Origin of the sequence: Paenibacillus sp. BIHB 4019 (assembly GCF_002741035.1) — a bacterium.
Classification (GTDB): domain Bacteria; phylum Bacillota; class Bacilli; order Paenibacillales; family Paenibacillaceae; genus Pristimantibacillus.
The window spans coordinates 2,254,312-2,273,753 of record NZ_CP016808.1 but is presented as its reverse complement, the minus strand read 5'-3'; the positions used below and the strand labels follow the sequence as shown (position 1 = coordinate 2,273,753).

Annotated in this window: 15 protein-coding genes; 1 reads left to right on the top strand and 14 read right to left on the bottom strand. The window is 44.3% G+C overall.

The annotated features are described in order from the left end of the window. Nucleotides 1-71 precede the first annotated feature (71 nt). The 12 genes from BBD42_RS09650 to BBD42_RS09595 form a co-directional block, all read right to left on the bottom strand. Nucleotides 72-3,428: an RCC1 domain-containing protein gene (locus BBD42_RS09650; RefSeq protein ID WP_099517963.1), complete on the bottom strand. Its 3,357-nt coding sequence runs from the start codon at nt 3,426-3,428 to the stop codon at nt 72-74. A gap of 210 nt (nt 3,429-3,638) precedes the next feature. After that, on the bottom strand, nt 3,639-4,433 hold the full coding sequence (locus BBD42_RS09645) for an ABC transporter permease (protein ID WP_099517962.1): 795 nt from the start codon (nt 4,431-4,433) through the stop codon (nt 3,639-3,641). Nucleotides 4,434-4,451: 18 nt separating this feature from the next. After that, entirely contained in the window at nt 4,452-5,240 is a 789-nt protein-coding gene (locus BBD42_RS09640) for an ABC transporter permease (protein ID WP_099517961.1), read from the bottom strand. 12 nt (nt 5,241-5,252) lie between these two features. Beyond that, nucleotides 5,253-6,260 (bottom strand): ABC transporter ATP-binding protein, encoded by a 1,008-nt coding sequence (locus BBD42_RS09635; protein WP_099517960.1) that lies wholly within the window; start codon nt 6,258-6,260, stop codon nt 5,253-5,255. A 26-nt stretch (nt 6,261-6,286) separates the two neighbouring features. Then, complete coding sequence (locus tag BBD42_RS09630) at nt 6,287-7,864, bottom strand: nucleotidyltransferase family protein (protein ID WP_172455440.1); 1,578 nt, start codon at nt 7,862-7,864, stop codon at nt 6,287-6,289. Between the two features lie 11 nt (nt 7,865-7,875). Then, nucleotides 7,876-8,499, bottom strand: coding sequence for a hypothetical protein (locus BBD42_RS09625; RefSeq protein ID WP_099517958.1), 624 nt, complete (start codon nt 8,497-8,499; stop codon nt 7,876-7,878). Further along, a complete protein-coding gene (gene tmk, locus BBD42_RS09620) occupies nt 8,486-9,109 on the bottom strand; it encodes a dTMP kinase (protein ID WP_099517957.1) in 624 nt (207 codons plus the stop codon). Before tmk ends, BBD42_RS09625 begins: the two co-directional genes overlap by 14 nt. Next, on the bottom strand, nt 9,106-9,795 hold the full coding sequence (locus BBD42_RS09615) for an SDR family NAD(P)-dependent oxidoreductase (protein ID WP_172455439.1): 690 nt from the start codon (nt 9,793-9,795) through the stop codon (nt 9,106-9,108). Before BBD42_RS09615 ends, tmk begins: the two co-directional genes overlap by 4 nt. Nucleotides 9,796-9,805: 10 nt before the next feature. Beyond that, nucleotides 9,806-10,459 carry a GTP cyclohydrolase II gene (locus BBD42_RS09610; protein WP_099517955.1) on the bottom strand — a complete coding sequence of 218 codons (654 nt, stop codon included), beginning with the start codon at nt 10,457-10,459 and terminating at the stop codon, nt 9,806-9,808. Between the two features lie 251 nt (nt 10,460-10,710). Further along, nucleotides 10,711-11,610 carry an orotidine-5'-phosphate decarboxylase gene (gene pyrF, locus BBD42_RS09605; RefSeq protein ID WP_099517954.1) on the bottom strand — a complete coding sequence of 300 codons (900 nt, stop codon included), beginning with the start codon at nt 11,608-11,610 and terminating at the stop codon, nt 10,711-10,713. Nucleotides 11,611-11,751: 141 nt separating this feature from the next. After that, a complete protein-coding gene (locus tag BBD42_RS09600; RefSeq protein ID WP_099517953.1) occupies nt 11,752-12,885 on the bottom strand; it encodes a response regulator in 1,134 nt (377 codons plus the stop codon). Continuing rightward, the gene (locus BBD42_RS09595) at nt 12,882-14,690 is read right to left on the bottom strand and encodes a sensor histidine kinase (RefSeq protein ID WP_099517952.1); all 1,809 of its coding nucleotides are present in this window, start codon (nt 14,688-14,690) and stop codon (nt 12,882-12,884) included. The genes BBD42_RS09600 and BBD42_RS09595 overlap by 4 nt, the downstream gene beginning before the upstream one ends. 284 nt (nt 14,691-14,974) lie before the next feature. On the opposite strand from BBD42_RS09595, the gene BBD42_RS09590 reads away from it, so the two are divergent. Then, nucleotides 14,975-15,946, top strand: coding sequence for an aromatic ring-hydroxylating oxygenase subunit alpha (locus BBD42_RS09590; protein ID WP_099517951.1), 972 nt, complete (start codon nt 14,975-14,977; stop codon nt 15,944-15,946). Nucleotides 15,947-16,117: 171 nt separating this feature from the next. Here the strand turns inward: BBD42_RS09590 and BBD42_RS09585 are convergent, their stop codons facing one another. Beyond that, nucleotides 16,118-17,731 (bottom strand): S-layer homology domain-containing protein, encoded by a 1,614-nt coding sequence (locus BBD42_RS09585; RefSeq protein ID WP_172455438.1) that lies wholly within the window; start codon nt 17,729-17,731, stop codon nt 16,118-16,120. Between the two features lie 119 nt (nt 17,732-17,850). Next, complete coding sequence (locus BBD42_RS09580) at nt 17,851-19,230, bottom strand: hemoblobin-interacting domain-containing protein (RefSeq protein ID WP_099517949.1); 1,380 nt, start codon at nt 19,228-19,230, stop codon at nt 17,851-17,853. Nucleotides 19,231-19,442 lie beyond the last annotated feature (212 nt).

Here is a 19,442-nt window from a genome sequence, read left to right as displayed (position 1 = left end):
AGCAGCCCTGCACAGGATATAAAAAAACAGGCTGCCACGGGGCAGCCTGATGTTTATCTTCTATTTACTTTTTATGGCGTGAACAGCAAATTCAAATTATTAACGATTCCAGGTGTATAGCGCTCACCACTGCCGCCTTCACCCAGCATGCCATCGTTACCGTCGCCCCAAGCCCATAAGCTTCCATCAGCTTTTAGAGCATAGGTTGTATTGCTGCCCCCTCCGTTGATCGCGATGACATTTGAGATGCCACCAACAATGCCAGGAGTGTTTGTATTATTGGTATGGCCAAAGCCTAATTTGCCGCTTTGGTTGCTGCCCCATGCATATACATGACCAGCTTCATCTTGTGCAAAAGATTGATAATTCCCTGCACCAAGCATAGTGATTTTTGGCAGATTTTCGAGTTCAACTGGAACCAACTGATTTTCATTCGTTCCGTTGCCCACTTGGCCCATTTGATTAAAGCCCCAAGCATATACGCTTCCTGTCACGCTTAAAGCAAGACCATGCTGATTGCCCATTTTCATGGAAACGATATTCGTCAGTCCAGATACCTGAACCGGAACGCTGCTGCTTGTTGTCGTGCCGTTGCCAAGCTGGCCATTGGTATTGTCGCCCCAAGCCCATACGGTTCCGTCAGCTTTTAAAACGTAGGAGGACGCGTATCTCGCTTGGATTTCGAGCACATGATCTAGGCCCGGCACTTGAACAAGCGGTGAATAATCTCCCCATGTCCATACCGTCCCATCACTTTTCAACACAAGTGAGTTAGTGCCGCCTTCTGCTGAAATAGCAATCGCATGATCAATCCCGTTCACTTTTACTGGCGTATTGCTTGAACCCCTGCCCCATTGCCATACGTCGCCTTGCGCAGTCAGAATGAGGGAATGTCCAAATCCAGCCTGTACCGCAATGATATCGCTTGGCAAGTCAGGCACTGTATATCGGTTAGGAGAAGCTGTTGTCGTTCCATCACCAATTTGCGAATTCCAGTTAGCGCCCCATGTGAGCACTTGGCCTATCCCGTCCAGCACGATAGCATGGTTCGACCCTAATGAGAAATGATTTTGTGGCAAAATAGCAATTTCATTCACTTCATACTCCAGTTCCTCAGAGTACAGACTTGCTCCCCGCAAAAAATTTGCTGCATGTGCGGTTATCGTATGTGTTCCCGGCGCTAAAGCATTCAGTGCCAGCGTCAGAGTATTCGTTGTTGCCGTACCAGAGGCTAGAATTGTTGTTCCATCTGTGTCGTAAACCGTCACTGCGCTGCCAGCAGTCAGTTCGCCAATCGTAATCATTGGCAAGTGGTTCGAATACAAACCGTCTACTGAAATGACAGGCTGCCCCATAATGCTTGCTTGACTTACGGCTTTCGCTGACTGCCCTGTTGTAGGAGCCGCTGTATTTTTCGGTGTTACTTCAAAAGTCATATATTTGCCAGCATCCTCGCTGCCAAGCACATACGTTAAGCTTGTCGCTCCATCAATTGCCGTATAATTAATGGTCTGTTCGTAGTCATCCGAGCGATACCACTGATAGGTTGTTCCCTCTTCTTCATCCCCATTGCCATCCCAATAGTAATAATCCCCTGTCAACGTTTGGCCTACTGCAAGTACACCTGTCACTTGGACTCCTTCTACATATGGAGCAACGGGAGCGTTTTTCACTGCGCCCGTAATTGCACTTTTAACGGTATCTCCAATTGTTGGCTCTGCTGCATTCACAGGCGTAACCTCGAAGGTGATGTAATACCCCGCATCTTCCTCGCTGAGCACATAGGTTGAGTCATTTGCTCCGTCAATTTGCGTATAGTTCGATCCATTCTCATCATCCGCACGATACCATTCGTAAGTTGTTCCATCTTCCAAGTCGCCATTTGCATCTTGGTACGTGTAGTTGCCCGTTAGCGTTTCCCCAACAGTCGCTGTCCCGCTAATAAAAACATTGGATGCCGTTGGAGCCTCCGGTGCTGGTGTTGGTGTTGGTACTGGTGTTGCCGTCGCGCTTGGCTCCGGCGTCGCTGTTGGTTCTGGTGTTGCTGTTGGTGTTGCGCTTGGCGTCGGCGTTGCTGTCGACGGCGCAGTTGTTGATGATCCCGTTGTTACAGTTGCTGTTGGAGCTGGAGTAGCTGGCGGATTTTCAAAACTCGTTCCCACTCCTCCAGTATTGATGGTAGCCAGTACAATTGTACCTTGGCCTAACATTTTCACAACCGTATCCAAAACAAGCATGTTGACCCTGCTGCCTTGGCCAAGATTAACCGTCGAGCCAGTTGCGCCCGAGTTGACATTCAGTTGCTGAACCGTGCCTGTCGGCAGGTCAACTTGAATTTGCTGCGCGCTGACATTGACCGTGTTGAACGAGCCTTGCAGGGTTACTTTCGAGCCTGCTGGCAGTGCTGCATTTACGTTTATATTGCTAAAGCCCGTTGCTGAGCCAGCTTCCTGAATAATGGCAGAGGAATTAATCATAACTAGCGCAACGGTTGTTGAGCCTTCCGATACGATACGTACAGTTCCTGTACCTGATTTTTTGTCGATCACAATATCGATAAGCACCGAGTCGTTAAAATGGATACTGTTTTCGCCGCCGCCTTGAACGGTTACCGTTCCCGTTACTTTGACGTTGTTCAAGAAGGCATCGCCATTGCCGATGCCTTCGCCCAATAACAGATCGCCATTAATGACCATGTTTTTCAGCGTTACGCCAGCTGCACTAACAACGACGTCCTTATTAACCGTTTCAACTCCAGCAGCTGGACCATACGTTCCCGCCGCATCATAAACGATCGCTTGCGACTCCATTGCGCGGTTCAGCGTTACTACCGCTTCTGCGCGAGTAATAAAGGCTGCCGGTTTAAACGTATTGTCTGCGCTGTAGCCCTTCATAATTTCCTCAGCTACAACCGCGCCAATCGCATCCTTGCTCCAGCTGGCAAACTGATTCGCATCTGCGAAGGCTGCTGCCGCAGTGCTGGCTGCCGGATTGATTTTCAACAGACGGATGACAATGACCGCAGCCTCTTGACGACTAATCGGCTTAAAGGCTCCGATTGTTCCATCCGCATAGCCGGAAATGTAGCCTGCTTTTACCGCTTTCGCAATATCTGCATAAGCCCAGTTTGTAGATGGTACATCACTAAACGAAATTTTCGTTTGCTCGGTAAAACCGAATGCACGATTGACCAGCGTTATAAATTCAGCTCTTGTAATTTGATTTTCCGGCTTAAAGCTGCCGTCCTCATAGCCCGTGATCAGCCCCTTGCTGATCCACTCTGAAACCTGGCTTTGTGCCCAATGCCCTTCAATATCAGCTGGTGCAGCTGTTGCTGTAGTGGCACCAAATGCCATGCCAAACGACGACAACAATAGACATGCTGCAACGGCTGATGATACAAGCTTTTTGACTAGTTTGTTCTTCACGATAGTCCTCCTAATATTTATTGCTTTCTATAGTTGGTTCTTTATCCCTACTAATTAAATAAGTATAGCCCTACTCAATGACAGCAAAATGACAAACTCCGACAAGAAGCATGAAACTCTGGCAGAAATGCGGACTGTTTTTGTGGCAAGAGAAAAAGCAGCCTCCTCGATTGAGGAAAGCTGCTCTTATATTTCATCATAAACAATAACTCAGCCGCCGGCACCTTGATACTTGTTCGCTCCATACATCCAGAACCTATAGCCTGCCCAATAACAAAAAGGGCCGACAAGTGGCACCATCCACATTGCCCACTGAGGCAAAAGGGTAGCATCATTAGATAAAAGAAATGCCGCTGGATAAAAACTAACAAAGGCGAGCGGTACAGCTACGGTAAGCAATAGCTGAATAAACGTTCCGAATATCGGCAAAGGGTACGAAATGAAATCTTTTAATCTAAAAAATAGGGTAAACATAAAATTAGTTCTAATCCATATAAAAGAAACAGCCCCGATGATAGTGAGGATTCCGGCATAAATCATAGCACCGCTGACAACGACTAGTATTAAGTAGATGTACTCGCTCAACGTCCATTGCATATTCAGCTTTGAGATGGCCCATATTAAAACAGAACCAGAAATTAAAATATGGGCGATGTACCCTAAGTTAAAGCCCCTGCTTACTAAGTATAAATAGGGATTTACAGGCTTGATAAGCAAAATATCAAACGTGCCCTGTTTAACCTGGCTCTCCAATTCACGCATCTGCACAAAAGAAAATGATGCCCCTAGTGCATACGTGAAGAGGCCGATGCTATACAAAAGGGCTATTTCCGGCCAGGTCCAGCCAGCTATCGTGTTAAACCTTTGGATAAACAACCAGATTATAATATAGTCCCCGGCATAAGCGATGATTTGAGCAAAAGCGGAAAGGATGAAATCAGCCCGATACTCCATTTTTTCCTTTAATAATAAACGAACTAGCTTGCCAAACAACTGCAATGTCATAAATTTTCGCCTTCCTCTTTATCCGCCCTGCACAACTAAGCGACGCACGGCTCTAGTCCAAAGCCATTGAACGAGGACAAGTAATCCCACGATCCACCCTGCCCCCACAGCAAGCACCTGCCATAGCTCAGTTTCCGTTATATTGCCTAAATATATGGCCGCCGGGACATAACCCATATATTGAAACGGCAGCATATTTGCTACAGAAGCCCATGAAGGGGGAAAAAACCAAAGTGGCAAAAAAGAGCCAGCGAAGATCGTGATTAGGCCGCCCATCATCCAACTAAGAGCAAAATGGTTCATAAACCAAAATGCTAGTAATGAGATTAGATAACCAAGAAGAAAAGAAATAATAAGAGCTAGCATCAATGCCAATAAAAAAGCGAGAAAGTTAGTTAAGGTCGCAGGAGGGAGCATTCCGAAAAACAGCCCTGCTATAAGGAGAGACGGCGCAACAGTGAAGGCTAGTTGATAGAGGGAGTTGCCTAGTCCGTCAAAAAGCAAATATAACGGGTACGATAGCGGCTTGATTAATTCAGAGGCGATTCCTCCCGATTTCAAGCTTCCATCCACTTTACTGCTTACCCCATTTAATAACAGGGCAAAAAGCAGTGTATTGACAATGCTGTATGTAATCATTTGTTCGGCCCTAATGCCCGCTACATTGCCGTTTCCAATAACGGCCCGCCAAATTTCAACCTGGATCAGGATCGTAACAAAGTTGCCCAGTAAACGGAGCCAAACTTCCGAACGGTAAGCTAACTGGTTAGAAAAAGCTTTCATTGCGAACATAAGATACATTCTCATTACTAACCCACCTTAACCAATTTGGCGTTTTAAATCGGCTTCAGCTAGTTGATGATATAGCTGCCGGATAACGGAGTCGATATCCGCACTTTCAATTGAAGCGTCCTCAACTGGATATTTAGCTGCAATTCGGCTCACAAGATCAAATACGCTGGCATCACTTTTTGCAAATGAATAGGTTCGTCTCAGTCCTTCCTCTTGAAGCAAGGTAATTCCCGGCATATCGATTAAACCTGGTTCTTCTCGAAAATCAATGACAACTTGGCGTTCATTCCCTAGTCTATTGCGGAGCTCTGCAACAGAACCGTCGTAAACGACGCTCCCCTTATTCACGACAATCATTCTCGGACATATTTCCTCTATATCCTTCATATCGTGTGTCGTTAAAACGATCGTTACTCTTTTATCACGATTTACGGTACGCAAAAACTGCCGGATTTGGTCCTTGGCGATCACGTCGAGGCCAATTGTAGGTTCGTCAAGAAAAAGAATTTTGGGTTCATGCAAGAGCGCCATTGCAATTTCAACGCGCATCCGCTGCCCTAGACTTAATTGTCTTACTGGCTTTTGAATAAAATCTTTGATGGATAGCAATTCAACGCAAAATTCCAAATTGTTCTCGAAAGTTGCCGCAGGTATCTTATAAATATACTTATGCAGATCAAAGGAGTCCTTAACCGGAAGGTCCCACCATAGCTGGCTTCGCTGCCCGAAGACCACTCCAATTTGCCGGGAGTTAACTTTACGCGCTTGATGAGGCACGTGTCCAAGTACCCGCAGCTCTCCAGCGGTAGGCACCAAAATTCCGGTCATCATCTTAATCATTGTTGATTTCCCCGCACCGTTAGGGCCCAAATAACCTACCGCTTCGCCTTCTTTAATGGAAAAGCTAAGATGGCGAACGGCCATTTCTTCTATATACTCACGCGTAAATAAACTCCTGACGGAACCAATGAGCCCGGGGAATCTTCTATACTGACGATAAGTTTTGGTGATATCATTTACAGAAATAATAGCCATACCACTATTACGCCCCCAATTTCCACTTAATGATCCATAACCTCTAAGACGGGCATACTGGCCCAAAAATCCTTATGATACGGCGGTGCCGTTTGCCAATGCGGAATTCTGCCCAGCAAATTATCTATGACCCCTATAAAATAGCCAATATAGTCGCCGCTTCCAAGGTTTTCATAAGGCAAATAAATAATCAAGTTCCCATTATCCTTTTGAAAATGAGAACAGCCTTGCAGGACATCCTCTTCTCTCACATGGGCAAATTTAGAACTTTCAACTGGCTGGAGCCTATTGTTTTCTTTACGAATAATGACCTGATGTGTGAAATAGTCTGGGCAATCCAAATTCGGATTGATCAGAAAAATCATTATTTCCTGATTTTCAGTTAGGTTATTTAAAGCAGGTTCGGATAGGTTCAAACGGAGTACAAGGCGGCTTGCCTCATATTCAAAGTTATAGCGCAGATCAAATCTATCATCGTTTATTAGCAACTGCCGCCACTGCCGATCGTTTGTTTTAATAGGCCTGCAATAATTTTTATTATGATTGCTAAACGCTGCTTTTTTACTCATTAAAGCGATCATTTTCTTGCGCTGCTCGCCATCAAGAAACAATCTCTCCGTTATGCTAATATCCCAGTCATAAAATGATTGATTATGATTTAAAGCTTCGTCTGCTCTTATATAATCTAGAAATGAAAGGTCGACGCCGGAAAATATCTCTTTAATTTGCTTTATAACCAGTGCAAACTCTCTGAACAAGTCATACTTGGCCATCCATTTATTTACGTTATCCCAATTCGCCATTTGCTCATATTTTTTAAAAAACATAACTATATCCATATAGTTTTTAAGCGCTGGAATCCGCTCGTCGAAGCCCTCGGCATCATTAAATGCATTTTCAAGCAAGGCGATACAGCTATGCTCGAGATCTAAGGTTTTCACGTTTTCATTACCCTGAATATTTATATATTGCGCGGATTCCAGAAAGGAAGTAATCTCTTTTATGGATTGATGCAGATGCCTTCCCGTCTCAAGCACAACGTATCTTCCAGAATGGGTATGTTTCCAATATTCGAAAAACTCATGGCTATCTGGAGCTTTCAATATCGGCTTATCCAAATAAAAGAAATCGTTCGGATCCTTCCTGTCTATGTGATACGTGTTTTTATTTCCTATGGCACTATGAAAGCCGCATACACGCAGCAACTCATTAATTTGATCCATCTCATGTTCATTAATGAGCAAATCTATGTCCCGAGAGTCCCTCTTATAAGCATCCTCATAGATGATGATGGATAAAGCAATGCCCTTGTTTAATACAATATTTATATTCATTTCTTTTGCTTTATTAAATAATAATTTAATTTCATTTATTCTCTCATCAATAATTTCCACATGGTTTTGGTATAGGGCTTCACACGATTTTTTTAAACTATCCGGCAGGATAGGAGATATATTTTGATAGGTTAAGGCGAAAATTTTATGCTGCTGCAGTAAATTCATTAGTATGGACCAATCGATATCCTGAAAACATTCAGCCGATAATGGATTATTATTTATAACACTTTTTGCCACTTCCAATAATGCCGCTTGCTCTCTCGTCAATTTATCCTCCATCATATTAATGCGTTCTCAAGGGTTAGAAGCTTATCTTTAAACTTTTTCACATTGCCAAAAGCCTTCCTCATCTTTAAATCCTCTGGATTTATCACCCTTGAATAAGGCAATATGGCCTTGCTTCTAACAATTAAAGAGAGCGTCATTTTATTGCTTGGGATGACTCGATGGAAGCTGCCCGCTTCAAAAAAATAAGTGTCACCCTCTACTACCTTAGAGCTGCGGGTTAATTCAATCTCTACTTTATCCATCTCAAGCTCCGTGACATTATATTCTTCATGGGTATATTCACCGCATAATAGGATAACTGCAAAATTAAACCTATGATCATGTATGCTTTCAAAAGGCCATTTATTTTGCGGCCAGTAATGCAAGCGACCACGAATTCCCGAATTTTCGCCGTTCCACAGTACGTATTTTTCAAATCCCAAAGGATGAATTTCCATGAGTGACGCTAAATTGCCTAATTGATCTTCAGATTCTTGACGCAATTCTGAAAGCCATTCTCTCACTTTCTGTAGATCCACCTGTTCCTTTAGCAGGCCGCACATCAGCTCTAATTCCTTTTTGCTTTCTAACGTAAATGTACGATCAATAACTTCAACAAATTTATTTAATACCATACGAATATCCTCCCTTTGTGCTGATAATCGTTTCTAAATGTAATACAATTTCAGAATGAATCGCTTGAGGATCTCTTTCCCCATTAATGATTAAAGCATCTTCAGGCAATACCGTTCGAAAAGCTTCCCTTACATTTGTAAAAATAGACGGGTCTTTTTCTTCATATTTTAGGTGCCCATCGCGGGCCTGTATTCTCTTAATGGTTATTTCGGGCATAATATCTAAAAAAACAGTTAAATCTGGTTTGCGTATGGGACCATAAAGACTTTTAATATCATGTATATCCATTCCCCGAACTTTGAAATAGGCATAAGAGCTGTAAATATATCGATCAGATATAATGTTAATGCCCGACTCCAAGCGCTGCTCCAAATCATGCATATGGGTTATTCGGTCAGCAGCAGACAGCATCGCAATGACTCTCATGTCATGGACATGCCCATTATCAAGATAGGACCGTACCCTCGGATCATTTCTATATTGATCCGTTGGTTGCTTGGTGTTGTACAATTGCACATTATTAAGCTCAAACCATTTGGTAAGCATTCCGATTTGTGTAGTCTTCCCTGCTCCGTCCAACCCGCACATTGCAATTAAAAGTCCGCTCAAAATGTCATTCCTCCATTAATATCTATTGAAGCTCCCCATATATAGGAGGAGTGGTCTCCGAGTAGGAAAGCAATTACATTGGCGACCTCCTCAGGTTTGCCAATGGTGTTTGACAGCGTTTTTTTTCGATGATAGTCACGGCGCTCTGAGGATTGCACCTTAGACATGTCCGTATCTATAATTCCCGGCAGTATGGAGTTAACTCTTATTCCCTTCGGAGCCAATGAAAGACTAAGGCTTTTTGAAAGTCCAAGAAGTGCCGCTTTCGATGATGCATATGCAGGGTCTCGACTTCCAACTTTAGCAGCCGTACTTGAGGTGCAAATAATGCTGCGCAAACGATCACAGCCTTGTTCTAGCAACAATTGCACGATAATAAATAAAGAAGTTACATTAACAGCGTGAACCTTCTGCCATAATGATAAATCGTATTGCGATAGACTGAGGTTCGGATATATTCCAGCCAAATGAACAATACCCGTTATATTTTTCAAATCATCCTTATATAAGCCGATTGCTTTCCTTATTTGATGCTCGTCGCTTAGATCACACTGTATAGGAATGTCCACCGCTGCACAGCCAGTCTTCAAATCAATACCGACGACTTGAACGTCCCGCTCCTTCAACTGCCTGATTAGCTCTGAAGCTATGCCCCCTCCAGAACCCGTTATTAAAATTTTGTCCAATATATCACCCTTATACATTCATTTTCATTCTATTTCTTAATAAATCTTGCTCAGGCTCTTTCGACTTATTGCTCAAGTACTTCAGAACTTTCTGATCCGTCCCGTCATAAACTAGAGCAAATCGATCAACGACATGAATACCTGTATTACGTGTGGCTTCATATTTCTTTTTATTATTACCTATAAGCCTAACTTGAGTTATGTTAAAATGATTGAGTATGGCGATAGAAGCTCTGTAATTTCTAGCATCCTCCGTCCCCGTCCCCAATTGGGAATATGACTCAACCGTATCAAGCCCTTCATCCATCATATTGTAAGAAAGAAGCTTCGTGGCCAGGCCAAAACCTCGTCCTTCATGGGAGGGATGATAGGTAATAATCCCTTGTCCCGCTGCACTAATCAACTCCATAGCCTTGTCCAGCTGCCATTTACAGTCACATCGAGTGCAATTAAACACTTCGCTTGTTATACAAGCCGAATTAAAACGACATAATACCGGACCTTCCCAATCTACTCCATTGCGTTTTACTACTGCTAAGTGCTCAACGGCTTCTGAAGGCGCTTGCAAAAAATCGGTCATACTAAAGCGATATAAGTCCATCGTTCCAAAGATCGTATGAATCTTACCTTTAACCACATGATTGATTACAATATTACTGACCACGATACTTCACCCCTTCTATTTAAATATTTCCAACAATTAGATATAAATAGTATAGAACGTAAAAGATGTCAATCGATACCTTTACAATCGGTTAATTTTTCATGCGGTTATTAGTGGTCATTTGTTTAGAATGTTCCATGGAGTATTGTGATAAAAAAATAAAGGGCTTCATCTCCACTTTCGAGATAAAGCCCTTCTATTTGAATTTCATTATAATTTCTTATAATAACATTTATTGAACATCTAAAAAGTTAATGGCTAAGCCGTACCTCGTTGATTTTATCTTTAGACTCTTTAGCGGCCTTCGCAATAAATTCATATAGGATAGCTTCTGTTTTCTTCTCTTCCTTTGCACCGTTATAGATGATGCCTCTGGATGAGGAAACTAAGGCGCCTAATCCTTTTGCATCAAAAAATGGCTTTAAATCATTAGCCGTTCCGCCTTGTGCGCCGAAACCCGGAACTAGAAAAATAGAGCTTGGCAACACTTTCCGAACCTTCTCCGCTTCCATCGGGTAGGTTGCCCCAACAACGGCGCCAATAAAGGAATAATTATTTTCCCCTAATGTTTGCTGCGCCAGTTTGTTGATATCATCAGCCATTTTAATATAAAGCAATTCTCCGTTTTCCAGCTTTACATCTTGTACTTCATGTGAAGAGGGATTAGAGGTTTTCACTAGTAAAAATAAACCTTTACCGTTTCTTCCAGCTTCCTCGATGAAAGGGAGATAACCATCGCTGCCCAGGAAGGGGTTAACGGTAACCATGTCTCCTGCAAGAGAGCCATTCCCAAGGAATGCCTTGGCATATGCACTTGAAGTGGAGCCTATGTCTCCACGTTTTGCATCATTGATGACGATTAAATTTTTCGATTTGGCGTAGGCAATCGTTTTCTCTAATGCATGAATTCCCTCGCTGCCATAAACCTCATAATAAGCCAGCTGTGGCTTTACAGCTACTGCATGCTCGGCTACTGCATCAATTACAATTCGATTATAATGGTAAATCGCTTCACTGGCTTGTTGGTTGCTAATCTCATCGTTACCCGCTAAAAAATCCGGGAAGTATTGTAAATCGGGATCTAACCCTACGACTAATACAGAGTTTTTATGCAGGATCTCTTCAATAAGCACATCAGCGAAATTCTTCATTTTCTATGCTCCTCTTATAAGTAATCCGTTAGATTTGGGCGGCTCAGTGATTTATTGTATCACACAATGAATACACTGTCTTCCAAATCTATACAAAAATTCATCTATTTCTTTGTGTATCCTCTTTGTGCTCTACTTTCATTAAGCATTCAGCTCCCGCAGCAGCTGCTCATAGAGTACCGTTATCTCAAGCGACGGACTGACACCCATCTCATGATGCAGCATGTCTACAAATTTCATGTATTGCTGGACTAACGCTTCTTTGTTTTTCTGGAGAGCGTGGGCGCGCATCAGCAGCTTTATGGTCTCTTCATCCAGCTCATTTATAGCAGACTGCTTAGCGAGCAGCCGAATCGCTGTCGCTGTATCTCCTTTAAGCAGCAAGGCGCTGCACAGCCTCTGGGAGAGAGCGATATACATTTGCGAGAAACGTTCGATCTCGCTCCATGCCCACGGATAGGCGCGATCTCCAAACAAATCCCCGACATAAAGCTGCTCCAGCTCAAGCGCCCGCCCGATATTCTCGTCAAAAACGAGTGACATTTGCTTGCAGCCTTCTTCAAAGCTGAACATATCAAAGCGCGCCTCATTCAAATTCAGTCCATAATGGATACCGTCGGAGTGCAGGCTGCCCTTAAGTCCATTAGATTCAAGAAGCTTGCGCAGCTGATAAGCGGTTGTGTTTAAATAGCTTTCCGCATTTTTTCGGGGCATGCCGCCAAAAATATCCTCAATCAGCCGCGCCCTTGAAACGAGGCGGCCTTTTTGCAACGATAAATAGGCGAATAGCTCGGCGCTTTTGCTCGTCTTCCATTTTATAATTTCATCACGGGCACTGCGGATTTCCATTCTACCGAGACAATTGAACAGCACTTTGGTCGGGGCAGCCTTTTGTTCCTCCGCTGGCATTGCGTGAGTACCTTCGGACAACGCTTTATGAATGGTCTGTCTAAGCCTTTCCTGCACGACGGGCTTCACCATATAGTCGTAAGCGTAGACGCCGAACGCAGGCAGCGCATATTCCTTATGCGAGGTTACAAACACCAGCTTCGTCTGCCTGCCCTGCTCCCGTAACCGCTGAGCAAACTCCAGCCCGTTCTCCTTCGGCATGCTAATGTCCATAAAGATCATATCAATCTCCTGCTTTTGCAAAAAAGCGAAAGCTGCAGCCGTCTCCTGAAAGCTGCCCATAATTTCGACTTCGTCGATTTTGCCCAGCATCCTGTTCATAATCAGGTGCATTGCCAGTTCGTCATCGATGATGATGACCTTCATCCTGTCCCTCTCCTTTCTGACTGTTTATGAAGGTAAGCTGGTGCTGATGGCGGCAGAGGCAATGAAAAATAAAACGTACTCCCCTGCTGGAGCGCCGTGTCGAACCAAATCTCGCCCCCGTTCAAGTGAACGAATTCCCGGCATAAAGTAAGGCCTAATCCTACGCCGCGCTCGCCCGCGGTTCCTATGGAAGGCACAGGATAAGCATCCTGCTGCAATAGTGAATCCACCTGCTCCGTGGGCACTCCTGCGCCTGTATCGCTGACCGATACGACCATTTTGCCCTCCGCAAGCTCTGCTTTTAAACGAATGCTGCCTCCGTAATCCGTAAACTTAATCGCATTGGACAGCAGATTGCGAATTATTAGATCAAGCATTTCCTTATCGGCAAAAACAAACGTTTCCTGTGGAATCTCGGAAATAATACGGATGCTTTTGCTTTCACTGCGAACCTGCAAGAGACGCGCATTCAGCTGTACCGTCTGGGCCAGATCCCGCACCACCGGATTAAACACCATCCCGCCCCGCTGGCTGCGAAACCATTCGAGCAGGCTTTCTACGAGAGCAAACGTCTTCTGAATTTGCTGGCCCATCTCCTGAACGATTTCATCGTGCTTTCCCCCGTAGTCCAGCAGCTCATCCTCCATTAGCTCCATCAGATTCAGCGATACCGCAAGCGGATCACGGATATCATGGGCTACTACGCTGAACATTTTATCCTTAAACGTATTGAGCTCTTGGAGCTGTTTTGCGTTTTCCTGCAGCCGTTCCTCGTTGTGGACGCTTTCAGTCACATCGCTTAACAATAGAATCTGGCCAGCGGGTCTGAGCCGGTTGTCCAGAATAAAGGAGAGATGGAGATTATAAAACCGTTCCTCCCCCTCCCGAGCAAGCCGGACCTTTGGAGCAATAGCGGGCCCTCGGTCTATTTTCTCAAGTAGAGTAGGATATTGTGCGAATATGTAAGCGGCCGGCTGCCCAATCCAGCTATTGTGGAGGCCTGTTATCACTTTTTTGGCAGATTCATTAAAGCTCGTGAGCGTATTATCCAGGTCGAAAATCATTACGGCATCCTGCATGGAGGCAAATACCTTTTGCAGTGCCAGAGGTGCCAATCGCAGCATATTAAACTGGTAAATGCCCCACATGTAAAATAAGCCGGAGACTAGAAAACCAAATGGGGAGATATCATACGGTATGTTAAGAATGCCGCTTAAATAAACGAGTGTGAAGCCGTATGGACCCCATGATCCAATAAACATAAGCGCAATTTGTTTTTTCATCCGCGAAGCCGATTTAAAGAACATTTGAATCAAGAGGATCATGCCAATGACAAAAAAAGAATAAGCGTATACGACATGAAGCTTGTAGAATGGCCCTTTTTCCAAAACAACCAGCGGAAAGCCTTCTGAACGGTCTAAAGTCATGCTTGTATAAAAGAGGTGATGCCACTCATTCGTATGGTGGGCCAGAAAATTAATGAAGGGAATAAAGAGAAGAAGAATGACGAGTTTTTTGGTGACAAGTGCTTGTCGTCCGGTATATTGCAGCACCATAATGAACCACAATATCGTGCCAAATGGAATACCGATGTATTCAATATGCAGCCAAAACCGGATATCCTCCAAAGAATTGCTGACGATTTCAAAGGCGTAGCCGAAAGTATAAAAGGTCCCCGTCAACATTCCTAATCCATAGCTAATGGCAATGGGAAGCTCTCTTCTTTTGAAGCAAAGATAGCAGATAATTAGGGAACAGCAAGTGGCTGCCAAGAGCATGGCGGATAAATATAAGTTGTTATGCATGGCTGAGTGCCCCCGTAGCAGATTGTTCTTTTATGATGCCCTTCATATCTTATCAGAAGACTAGGAAAAAAAATATAAAAAAGAGCTAGTCCGCGAACGTACCAGCCTATGAAAACGTCAAAATTTCGTCACATTTGCACCAGGGAAAACCCTTGACACGTATATGGTATAATTAAACAAGATTCAAAAAATACATTCGAAATAAATGATATTAGTTGTTTCATTCGAAGGTATTATCATTAATTTTGAAAAACTAGTATTAAATGGGATGGGGAGAGGATTTTTTGAAAGAAGATTATTTGTATAATGAGTGGCATTGCGTGTATTTGGCAGCTGATTTACAAGAGGAGCCGAAGCAGATTTTTATTTTAGGGGAACGGGTCGTTATTTATCGAACCAGTGCGGGGGTCCATGCTTTTAAAGATCTATGCATTCATCGCGGCGCCGCTCTTTCGCTTGGCAAAGTTCGAGATGAACGGCTAGTTTGCCCCTATCATGCTTGGGAATACAATACTGCGGGAGAGTGCGAGAAAATTCCGGCTCTGCCCTGCGGGAAGACGATTCCTAGCAAAGCGAAGGCTACCGTCTACCACTGTAAGGAGCACATAGGGTTTATATGGGTTAACATCGGCGACGAGTCTACCCCGGTCGTTTCGTTCCCTGAGTATGCTCAAGCTGAATACCGCACTATCACTGCCGGGCCTTATCATATTCAAGCAAATGCGCCTCGCGTGATCGAGAACTTTTTGGATATCGCCCATTTAATGTTCGTGCATGAAGGGATGCTTGGCGATGCGGAGCATGCTGAAATTCCTGCGTTTGACCTCGATTTTATCGACGGCCGTTACATTACGAGCGAAATACCGATTTACCAGCCTAACCCGGATGGCAGATCCCGTGGCGGTTACTCCGACTATGTATATGAAATTTTATCGCCTATGACTGCCCGCTTTAAGAAGAAAGCGCAGGACTCCAAGCAAGAATTTTCATTTTTTATGTCGGTTGTTCAGGAAAAAGAAGAGCAGACGAAGGTTTTTATGCTGCATGCAAGAAACTATGAGCTGGATCAATCGGATGAACCGTATATTCAATTTTTAAATATCGTCATGCAGCAGGATATCGATGTTATTGAGAGCCAAAAGCCGGAGCTATTGCCGCTTGATTTGCAGGAAGAAATGCATTTAAAATCAGATGCCCTCAGCATCGCTTACCGCAGGTGGCTTAGAAAGCTAGGCGTAGCGGCGGGGATTAGTTAATATCGGACACTATTCGCCTTTCCATCCTTTTAATAGGATTTTACATATATGAGTCCATCAAAGACTGAATATTGCGAATATTTTTCTCGTGAAAAATAGAGCCATTTCAGCAGAAAAAGCAGCCCCTTGAGCAGGGACTGCTTTCTTCTTTTTTATAAATTATTTATTGCCTTATTTGCTTTGCAGCGCCAAAATATTCAGCAATACCGTTACCGCTTCCGCTCTTGTTGTATAAGCTTGAGGCGCGAATTGGTTATCGCCTTTCCCTTGTACAATGCCGGCTTGCTTCGCATAAGCCACGCCGCTTTTCGCCCATGCCGGAATGTCTTTATCATCTGCAAAACCCGTTGCCGCATTCTCATCGGCAGGGATACCTGCTGCATTTGCCAGCATAGCTGTCATTTCGGCACGCGTAATTTTAGCATTCGGGTGGAAGCCGCCATCAGCATAGCCTTTCGTAATGCCAGCCTGCACCGCTTGTGCTACTGCTTTTTGCGCCCATGCACCAATCGTCGCTGTGTCAGTGAAGGTAAGTGCTGGACCCTCTTCCTCCGGCTTCAAAGTATTCATCAGCATCACTGCAAACTCTGCGCGCGTTACCGTTGCATTCGGCTTAAAGCTGCCGTCCGGATATCCGCTGACGATGCCTGCGCCAATTGCTTTCTTGATGTTTGCTTCCGCCCAGTGGCCGAAAATATCATTGAATTCCTGAGCTGGATTTATGGGATCGACGATGGGCTGAGCTACAGCCATAACCGCATATTTCGTGAAATGATCCACCGCTACCGTAATCTGGTTGCCGCTCACCGTTCCACCGACTTCTACCCATGCTTTTTTCACTTCGTCAAAATAGAACACAGAAGCCTTCTGGTTGCTCTTCAGACTTGCTTTGTTGAAAGTAAAGGTCAATGTAACAGGATTGCTGAAGTTTTCCGTGAAATTTTTCAAAATTTCAAAGACGGAGCTAGCCAGTGTTTCCTGGTTCGTAAGAAGGCCTTGAACATTTTGCAATTTTGTAATGGTGATTTTCAATTCCTTCGCTGTCGCATTAGCTGGAATCGAGACGATGACTTCGCTATTCAAGCTTACCTCGCCCGTTCTGCCTACTGGAAGCGTCAGATTGCCATTCGTTGAGATAACTTTGTCCGTGCTAGGCACAGTCGTCGAACCGCCGCCACCAGTGCCACCGCCGCCAGTTGAGGCTGCAATCGTATAGCTTGCGCTCATTACTTCGCTATTTGTTTTGCCGTTGGCAACCGCAATGGCTTTAATTGTCAGCGCGCTGTTAACGACAATTGGCCCGCTGTACAACGTGCTGCTTGTGGTTGGGTTGCTGCCATTCGTCGTGTAGTAAATAGCCGCACCAGCTGTTGAGCTGCTCAGCGTCACGCTTGTGCCGGCTGCAACCGCTCCACTTGCCGGATTCGCCACAGGGATAGCCGCCGTTTGGCTTTCTGTTACCACCACATTTGCAGATGAAATTTGGTCCGCTTGTCCAACGTTAATCTCATACGTTCCGACCACTTCATTGGCACCGAGAGTAATGGAATCGCTGTACGCGCCATTGCTCACCTTAGCTACATTGAAGTACAGAATGCTGCGGTCAGGGCGGTACACTTTAATAATGACCTCGGACAGGTCCGAGGTGCCTGTAATGTTAATTTGGCTGCCAGGATGGATGCTGCCTGTTACCGGATTGACCGAGACAGCAGCCCATAAGGAGCTGGGAAACAGCGATAGACATAGACCAATGATTAAGGTTAAGCTCCATGTACGTATTTTCACTTCGGACATACCTCTTTTCTATTCGATTAAGCATAAACGGCTGAAGCTGTCCTCTCGCGGCTAAGCTACCGTTTCGAGGGTGAAATATAAGGGGTACTTGCTTTTCCTATTCCCTGCTATCAATCCCAGTCACGCCATTCTTGGTAACGCTGTTCAAATTCAGTCGCATTCACTTCTGTTACAAGATTATAGCCCAGGTTGCCCGGATCGGCATTGTCCCCCGTAATGAGAAAAGCACGTACCGAGTAGTTCGGATTTGTTGCCGCATCCGCTAAATTGAAATGAACGCGATTCGTCTGATAGCCATTCAGCCTGTCCGTCGTAACCGAAACGGTATCCACTGGCACATCGCCGTTCATAAGCTGAAAAATGACGGTCGACTTGTCGCGATAGCTATTGTTCTCAATATTTCTCACAAATTTAACAGTAGCATTTAATCCGCCGCTTGCCCGATCAATGAGAGGCTCGCTCATATAATAAGAATGCTGGGATTGATGAAGAGTAATCTCGTACACCCCATCTATCGTATCATAGGTCTTCACAACGATTTTATTGTCACCTTCTGACAGAACACTGGCTTGCAGCACAATTTTGCCGTCACTTTGACCAATAACCCCAGGTGTATAAGTATAGCTTTCGCTTGGCACAGCCACTCCATTTACTTCAATAGAGTCCGGTACCCATTGTGCGGTTGGAGGGTTAACCGATAACGTTAAGGCTTTTCCGGTAAAATAGTATTCTTCATTATCATTTAAATATGGCTGGCGATTTGATACAACCGAAACGGGTATTGTTGTTCTTATTTTATCCCCTGTCAGATTGTCTGCAGCATCAAAGCTTATAGAAGCCGATCCCGAGCTAACCCCATTAATATAAAAATACCAACCATTTGGACTTGCGAAAGCTATAGCTGTATCAGAGCTTATGAAGTTGCTAAGCGTTACTCCATTGGGTGTATTATAAAAATTGGCACCCTGCAAAAATTGATTATAACCAGCTTGTATCCCAGGGAATACATAGTTCCGATCAACCATAGGGGCCACCGTTCCAATGTGAATAGCTCCAACCGGCAGATTGGTATAACCTAAAACCTCTCCGCTTTGAGCATCTACTTCAACGATAGAAAGAATATCGCCATCAGCAGCAGGCACAAAAGCATTATAGTTCAGGTTTTTCGTATAAATATTAGAAATTGTGCTGAAGGACGTTCCTACTGCAGGTATCGTTTCTGCACTTGCCTTTCCATAGTTCGACCATACAATTGTACTATTTGAATTAATAAGGCCCGTCACCTTCACTTTATCCTGTGTAACGATTCCTCTGTTTGTCTCCAAGGCAACTGTACTGAGATTTGGGCTCACTGAAACTGAAACTGGAGCTGGATCAGCCAAAGCCGTGCTTGGCAGAACAGACAGCGCCACGACAAGCGCCAACATCATAGACAACACGGTGAAGCTGGATTTCCCTTGCGCTCTTACTCTAAACCAACCTTTTAACATGAATCTTTCACTCCCCTGTACATTCTCGTATTCGACATGCCTTTCAATGAGCAACCTTCCTGCCCACTATTCCAGCTAAGTATAATCCACCCTAATGACAGCTTAATGACAAACTCCGACAAAAGACCCCCTCTAATTGACCCATTTCAAATCTCTCGTCCCCCTTTTATGCTAGGCGCCAGATTTTTATGAACAAAATATGAATAAGTAGA

What these genes read in the sequence shown, in the direction of transcription:
- BBD42_RS09645 (WP_099517962.1), bottom strand. Translation starts at nt 4,433, where the DNA reads ATGACATTGCAGTTGTTTGGCAAGCTAGTTCGTTTATTATTAAAGGAA.
- BBD42_RS09640 (WP_099517961.1), bottom strand. Translation starts at nt 5,240, where the DNA reads ATGAGAATGTATCTTATGTTCGCAATGAAAGCTTTTTCTAACCAGTTA.
- BBD42_RS09635 (WP_099517960.1), bottom strand. Translation starts at nt 6,260, where the DNA reads ATGGCTATTATTTCTGTAAATGATATCACCAAAACTTATCGTCAGTAT.
- BBD42_RS09625 (WP_099517958.1), bottom strand. Translation starts at nt 8,499, where the DNA reads ATGGTATTAAATAAATTTGTTGAAGTTATTGATCGTACATTTACGTTA.
- pyrF (WP_099517954.1), bottom strand. Translation starts at nt 11,610, where the DNA reads ATGAAGAATTTCGCTGATGTGCTTATTGAAGAGATCCTGCATAAAAAC.
- BBD42_RS09600 (WP_099517953.1), bottom strand. Translation starts at nt 12,885, where the DNA reads ATGAAGGTCATCATCATCGATGACGAACTGGCAATGCACCTGATTATG.
- BBD42_RS09595 (WP_099517952.1), bottom strand. Translation starts at nt 14,690, where the DNA reads ATGCATAACAACTTATATTTATCCGCCATGCTCTTGGCAGCCACTTGC.
- BBD42_RS09580 (WP_099517949.1), bottom strand. Translation starts at nt 19,230, where the DNA reads ATGTTAAAAGGTTGGTTTAGAGTAAGAGCGCAAGGGAAATCCAGCTTC.